Annotated in this window: 4 protein-coding genes; 2 read left to right on the top strand and 2 right to left on the bottom strand. The window is 70.5% G+C overall.

The features are described 5' to 3' along the window. Positions 1-388: 388 nt before the first annotated feature. Together QR78_RS11075 and QR78_RS11080 are read right to left on the bottom strand one after the other, a co-directional pair. On the bottom strand, positions 389-2494 hold the full coding sequence (locus tag QR78_RS11075) for a 3-hydroxyacyl-CoA dehydrogenase NAD-binding domain-containing protein (protein WP_082173744.1): 2106 nt from the start codon (positions 2492-2494) through the stop codon (positions 389-391). Between the two features lie 78 nt (positions 2495-2572). Beyond that, a complete protein-coding gene (locus tag QR78_RS11080) occupies positions 2573-3775 on the bottom strand; it encodes an acetyl-CoA C-acyltransferase (protein ID WP_048427576.1) in 1203 nt (400 codons plus the stop codon). Positions 3776-4020: 245 nt separating this feature from the next. Between QR78_RS11080 and QR78_RS11085 the strand changes: the two genes are divergently transcribed. Continuing rightward, the gene (locus QR78_RS11085) at positions 4021-4794 is read left to right on the top strand and encodes an SDR family oxidoreductase (RefSeq protein ID WP_048427577.1); all 774 of its coding nucleotides are present in this window, start codon (positions 4021-4023) and stop codon (positions 4792-4794) included. 63 nt (positions 4795-4857) lie between these two features. Next, entirely contained in the window at positions 4858-6585 is a 1728-nt protein-coding gene (locus QR78_RS11090; protein ID WP_048427578.1) for a class I adenylate-forming enzyme family protein, read from the top strand. The last annotated feature ends 119 nt before the right edge of the window (positions 6586-6704 follow it).

Here is a 6704-nt window from a genome sequence, read left to right on the forward strand (position 1 = left end):
CCACGCGTGCGCTGCCGGCCGAAGGACCTTCTCCACCGATTTCATTGCCCAGATCGATGCCGCCTCGCCGAACCCGCCCCCCTCTGCGGGGGAGTGTCCGGGGAACGGAAACGGCGCGGGTTTCCCCTCTCCCCGCGGGCGGGGAGAGGCCTGAGCTCCGAAGGGGCTCGGGGAGCTGCGAACCGCAGGTTCGCCGCGAGGGTGAGGGGGTGTTTCCGGAGGAGCCTCATCCGGCACCACCCCCTCACCCTCGCTTCGGCTTCGCCTCCGCTTGCCGTGTCTCCTGAACGGAGACACGGCCCTCTCCCCGCCCGCGGGGAGAGGAGACGACCCGCATCCTTCTTTTCCCCGGACGACCCTGCGGCAGAGGGGGGAGGGTCGAACGACGCTACAGGTCCTTGAAGCCCTTGCCCTCGGCCGCCAGTCTTTCCAGCAAGGCCGACGGCTTGAAGTCTTCGCCGTACTCGGCCTCGTAGGCGCGCAGGCGCTCCAGCACCTTGGGCAGGCCGATCGTGTCGGCCCAGAACATCGGGCCGCCGCGATAGACCGGCCAGCCATAGCCGTTGATCCACACGATATCGATGTCCGAGGCCCGGATCGCTTTGCCCTCTTCGAGGATCTTCGCGCCCTCGTTGATCATCGGGTAGAGGGTGCGTTCCAGGATCTCCTGGTCGGTCGCGGCCTTCCGCTTCACGCCCTGGCGCTCGGCGACACGCGCGATGATCTCCTCGGTGACCGTGGAGGGCGTCGCCTTGCGCTTGGAATCGTAGTCGTAGAAGCCGGCGCTGGTCTTCTGGCCGCGGCGATCCTGCTCGCAGAGGAGGTCGCGCACGCTCTCCGACTTGTTGGTCTCCCGGCTCCAGCCGATATCGAGGCCGGCGAGGTCGCTCATCGTGAACGGGCCCATCGGCAGGCCGAACTCGTAGACCACCCGGTCGACGTCCCAGGGGGTGACGCCCTCCAGGATCAGGCGATTGGCCTCGCGCTGGCGCTGGGCCAGCATCCTGTTGCCGACGAAGCCGTGGCAGACGCCGACCAGCACCGGGATCTTGCCGACCTTGCGGCCGAGCTGCATCGCGGTGGCGATGACGTCCTTGGCGGTCTTCTCGCCGCGCACCACCTCCAGGAGCCGCATGACGTTGGCCGGCGAGAAGAAGTGCATGCCGATCACGTCGGCCGGCCGGTTCGTCATCGCCGCGATGGCGTCGATGTCGAGGTAGGAGGTGTTCGAGGCCAGGATCGCGCCGGGCTTCGCAATGGTGTCGAGCTTGGAAAAAATTTCCTTCTTGATGCCCATATCCTCGAACACGGCCTCGATGATGAGGTCGCATTCCGCGAGCTTTTCGAGCTCCAGGGTGTCGGTGAGGAGGCCCATCCGGGTCTCGACATCCTCGGGCTTGAGGCGGCCCTTCCTGGCGGTGTTCTCGTAGTTGGTGCGGATGGTCTTGAGGCCGCGATCCAGCGCCTCGCGCTTCGTCTCGACGATCGTCACCGGGATGCCGGCGTTCAAAAAGTTCATCGAGATGCCGCCGCCCATCGTGCCGGCGCCGATCACGCCGACGCGGGCGATGGGGTGGGCGGGCGTGTCGTCCGGCACGTCCGGGATCTTGGCGGCTTGGCGCTCGGCGAAGAACACGTAGCGCTGCGCCGCCGACTGGGTGCCGGAGACGAGCTTCTGGAATTCCGCGCGCTCGAAGGCCAGCCCCTCGTCGAAGGGCAGCCGGCAGGCCGCCTCGATGCAGGCGATGCAGGCTTCCGGCGCCTCGAAGCCGCGGGTCTTGCGGGCATTTTCTTCGCGGAACGCCGCGAACAGACCCGGATTCTCGCGCCCCTCGGCGATCTTGTCGTCGCGGTCGCGGATCTTCAGGAGCGGCCGGCCTTCCGCCACCACCCGCTCGGCGAAGGCGACCGCGTGGGCGCGAAGCCCGTCCTCCGGTGCCAGCTCGTCGATGAGCCCCATCGCGGCCGCCGCCTTGGCGCCGATCGGCGAGCCGCCGACGATGACGTCGAGGGCCTTGCGCGGCCCGACCACCCGCGGCAAGCGCTGGGTGCCGCCAGCCCCCGGCAGGATGCCGAGCTTGACCTCCGGCAGGCCGACCTTGGCCGAGGGCACCGCGACCCGGTAATGGCAGGCGAGCGCGGTCTCGAGCCCGCCGCCGAGCGCGTTGCCGTGGATCGCCGCGACGACCGGCTTGCCCACCGCCTCGATGCGGTTGAGGAGGTCGGGCAGGCTGATGCCCGATTGCGGCTTGCCGAACTCGGTGATGTCGGCCCCGGCCGAGAACATCCGGCCGCCGCCGATCAGGACGATCGCCGTCACGGCGGGATCGGCCTCCGCAGCCTCGACCGCCGCCAGGAGGCCCTGGCGGAGCGCGGTGCCGAGCGCGTTGACCGGGCCGGATTGCAGCGTCAGCACCGCGACCGCGCCCTCGCGGGCGGTCGAGACGACGTTGTCGTTGGTCGGCGTACCTTGGGCGTTGGAAGCTTGCGCCATATCCCAAAAAATCCCTCTGCCGGTCTCCTCCGGGCGCCTCTTGGCGGGCGCCGTCGCGAAGCCGGGATGGTGGCAGGTTCAGTAGATCTCGAACAGGCCCGCGGCACCCATGCCGCCGCCGACGCACATCGTCACCACGCCGTACTTGGCGCCGCGGCGGCGGCCTTCCAGCAGGATGTGCCCGGTCATCCGCGCGCCCGACATGCCGTAGGGGTGCCCGATCGAGATCGCGCCGCCATTGACGTTCAGGCGCTCGTCCGGGATGCCGAGTTTATCGCGGCAATAGAGCACCTGGCTGGCGAAGGCCTCGTTCAGCTCCCAGAGATCGATGTCCTCGACCTTAAGACCGTGCTGCTTGAGGAGCTTGGGCACCGCGAAGACCGGGCCGATGCCCATCTCGTCCGGATTGCAGCCAGCCACCGCCATGCCGCGATAGGCGCCGAGCGGTTGCAGGCCGCGGCGCTCGGCCTCGCGCGCCTCCATCAGCACGACCGCCGCCGCGCCGTCGGAGAGCTGGCTGGCATTGCCGGCGGTGATGAACCGGCCTTCCTTGATCCGCAGGCCGTCCTTGAAGACGGGCTTCAAGCCCTGGAGGTCTTCGAGCTTGGTCTGGGGCCGGTTGCCCTCGTCCTGGGCGAGCGTCACGTCCTTGTGCGAGACCGCGCCGGTCGCCTTGTCGACCACCGCCATGCGGGCGTCCATCGGCACGATCTCGTCGGCGAACTTGTTCTCTCCTTGAGCCCGCGCGGTGCGCTGCTGCGATTGCAGGGCATAAGAATCCTGCGCCTCGCGGCCGATGCCGTAGCGCTGCGCCACGGTCTCGGCGGTCTCGATCATCGTCATGTAGATCGCCGGGACATGCTCGACGAGCCACGGGTCCTGGCCGCGGAAGCGGTTCGCCTTGTCGTTCTGGACGAGCGAGATCGATTCGAGACCGCCGCCCACCGCGACGGCGAGCCCGTCGGTGATGATCTCCTTCGCCGCGGTGGCGATCGCCATCAGGCCCGAGGCGCATTGCCGGTCGAGGCTCATGCCGGCCACCGTCTCGGGCAGGCCCGCCCGCAGCGCCGCCTGGCGGGCGATGTTGCCGCCGGTCGAGCCCTGCTGGAGGGCTGCGCCCATCACCACGTCGCCGATCTCGGCCGGGTCGATGCCCGCGCGTTGCACGGCATGCGCGATGGCGTGGCCGCCGAGCGCCTGTCCTTGCGTGTCGTTGAACGCGCCCCGATAGGCCTTGCCGATGGGGGTGCGCGCGGTGGCGACGATGACGGCTTCCCGCATCCCGGTTCCTCCGATGGTCCCGCCGCCGCTCTTCACGGCAGCGTGGGGTTCTGCCTCATTATCGGGGATTGGGTATGGTGCCGCAAGGGCTCCGAAACCGGGACCCGAACGAGGGGTAAGTCCCGCGTTCGTCCCTCCCCGTCGCCGCGTTTTCGAAAAGGCGGCTTGCTTAATCGTCATACGGGGCTAAGGTCGGCGCAAAAGCAAGGCCTGTTTTGGCAAAGGCCCACCCGGGAGGACGCCCCATGCAGACGCCGCTCTTCGATCTGACCGGCCGCGTCGCCATCGTCACCGGCTCGTCCCGCGGCATCGGCCGGGCCATCGCCGAGCGCCTGGCCGAGCACGGCGCGAAGGTCGTCGTCTCCTCGCGCAAGGCCGAGGCCTGCGCGCCCGTGGCCGAGGCGATCAATGCCCGTCACGGCGAGGAGCGCGCCGTCGTGATCCCCGCCAGCATCTCGTCGAAGAGCGACCTGGAACGGCTCGCCAAGGGCACCGAGGACCGGTTCGGCCGCATCGACACGGTGGTCTGCAACGCCGCCTCGAACCCGTATTACGGGCCGATGAGCGGCATCTCGGACGACCAGTTCCGCAAGATCCTCGACAACAACGTGATCGCCAGCCACTGGCTGATCGGCTTCTGCGCCCCCGGCATGATCGCCCGCAGGGATGGGTCGATCATCCTGGTCTCGTCGGTGGGGGGCCTGAAGGGCTCGGGCGTGATCGGCGCCTACAACGTCTCGAAGGCGGCCGATTTCCAGCTCGCCCGCAACCTCGCGGTCGAGCTCGGGGCCCACAACGTGCGGGTGAACTGCATCGCGCCCGGCCTGATCCAGACCGACTTCGCCCGCGCCCTGTGGGAGGACCCGAAGTCCCGCGCCGCCTACACGGCGCGCACGCCGCTCGCCCGCATCGGCCAGCCCGACGAGATCGCCGGGGCCGCGGTCTTCCTCGCGAGCCCGGCCGGCGCCTTCATGACCGGCCAGAGCATCGTGATCGACGGCGGCCAGACCATCACCTGAGCGCTCGTCCCCTCCCGCATCGCCCGAGAATCCCCCGAGAATCCACCGATCACGAGCCCGCCGATGACCGCGCCGCCCATGACCGCGCCGCTCTGGCCCGCCCTCTCCTTCGCCGAGGCGACGGCCCGGCTGACCGCGCCCGGATCGCCCTTCGCCGTCGCCGAGACCCCGATCCGCGGCGTGCCGACCCGGATCTGGGCCAACGCGCCGCTGACCCTGCGCGACGTCTTCGTCGCCGGGCGGGCGCATGGCGAAAAAACCTTCCTGGTCTACGAGGACGAGCGCGCGACCTTCGAGGCGTTCGGCCGCGCCACTCTGGCGCTCGCCGCCGACCTGATCCGCGGCGGGGTCCGGCCCGGCGACCGGGTGGCGGTGGCGATGCGCAACCTGCCGGAATGGCCGGTGGCGTTCTTCGCCGCGATCCTGGCCGGCGCGGTCGTCACGCCGCTCAACGCCTGGTGGACCGGCCCCGAGCTCGATCACGGCTTCCTGGATTCCGGCGCGTCCGTCGCCATCGTGGACGAGGAGCGCTGGGCCCGCATCGGCGAGCGCCGCGCCGCCTACCCGGCCCTCGCGCGGGTGCTCCTCGCCCGCGCGCCCGCGGCGCCCGGCACCGAGAGCCTGTCCGACATCATCGGCCCGGTCGCCGACTGGGCCGGGCTGCCGGAGGGAACGCTGCCGGAGGTCGCGGTCGGCCCCGAGGACGTCGCCACCCTGTTCTACACCTCCGGCACCACCGGCCGCTCGAAGGGCGCGATCGGCACCCACCGGGCCGGCGCCTGCGGGGTGATGGCGCATCCGTTCTCGGCGGCCCGGGCCTTCCTGCGCCGGGGCGAGCCGGTGCCGGTGCCGGATCCGGCCGCGCCCCAGAAGGTCTCCCTTCTGTCGATCCCGCTCTTCCACGTCACCGGCTGCTTCGCCACCCTGGTGCCGACCCTGTTTCGCGGCGGGCGCCTGGTGATGATGCGGCGCTGGGACCTCGCCCGCGCCATGGCGCTGATCGAGCGCGAGCGCTGCACCAGCGCCGGCGGCGTGCCGACGATCGCCTTCCAGCTCCTCGACGGGATGGCGGCCGGCACCCACGACCTCTCCTCCCTGGAGACGATCAGCTATGGCGGCGCCCCGGCCCCGGCCGAGCTGGTGCGGCGCCTGCGCGCCGCCTTCCCGAAGGCGCAGCCCGCCACCGGCTGGGGCATGACCGAGACCTCCGGCACCTTCACCCACCACCAGGGCGAGGATTACGTCCACCGCCCCGACAGCTGCGGCCCGCCGCTGCCGGTCTGCGAGGCCCGGGTGACGGATCCGGACGGCACCACCCTGCCCGCCGGCGAGGTGGGCGAATTGTGGGTCAAGGGCCCGAACGTGGTGGCGGGCTACTGGAACCGGCCCGACGCCGATGCCGAGGTGATGCGCGAGGGCTGGCTGCGCACCGGCGACCTGGCGCGGATCGACGCCGAGGGCTTCGTCACCATCGTCGACCGGGCCAAGGACATGCTGATCCGCGGCGGCGAGAACATCTATTGCGGCGAGGTCGAGAGCGTCCTCTACGAGCACCCGGCGGTGGTCGACGCCGCCCTCGTCGGCATCCCGCATCCGACGCTGGGCGAGGAGCCCGGCGCCGTGGTGGCGATCGCCCGCGGCGCGGAGGCCAGCGAGGAGGAACTGCGCGCCTTCGTGGCCGCCCGCCTCGCCTCGTTCAAGGTGCCGGTCCGCGTCCTGCTCCACGACGAGATCCTGCCGCGCAACCCGAACGGCAAGATCCTGAAGGGCGAGCTGAAGAAGCTGTTCTGACCCATGCCGCCACGTGATGACGATGCCTTGACGGGGTGCCGGGAGATGCGCGGCGTCTCGTGAGCCACTCCCCTGTCCCGGACGACCGAAGCGTCAGCGGAAGGAGATCCGGGATCCAG

The sequence above is a fragment of the Methylobacterium indicum genome (genome assembly GCF_001043895.1).
In the GTDB taxonomy this organism is placed as follows: Bacteria; Pseudomonadota; Alphaproteobacteria; order Rhizobiales; family Beijerinckiaceae; genus Methylobacterium; species Methylobacterium indicum.

What these genes read in the sequence shown, in the direction of transcription:
- QR78_RS11090 (WP_048427578.1), top strand. Translation starts at nt 4,858, where the DNA reads ATGACCGCGCCGCCCATGACCGCGCCGCTCTGGCCCGCCCTCTCCTTC.
- QR78_RS11080 (WP_048427576.1), bottom strand. Translation starts at nt 3,775, where the DNA reads ATGCGGGAAGCCGTCATCGTCGCCACCGCGCGCACCCCCATCGGCAAG.
- QR78_RS11075 (WP_082173744.1), bottom strand. Translation starts at nt 2,494, where the DNA reads ATGGCGCAAGCTTCCAACGCCCAAGGTACGCCGACCAACGACAACGTC.
- QR78_RS11085 (WP_048427577.1), top strand. Translation starts at nt 4,021, where the DNA reads ATGCAGACGCCGCTCTTCGATCTGACCGGCCGCGTCGCCATCGTCACC.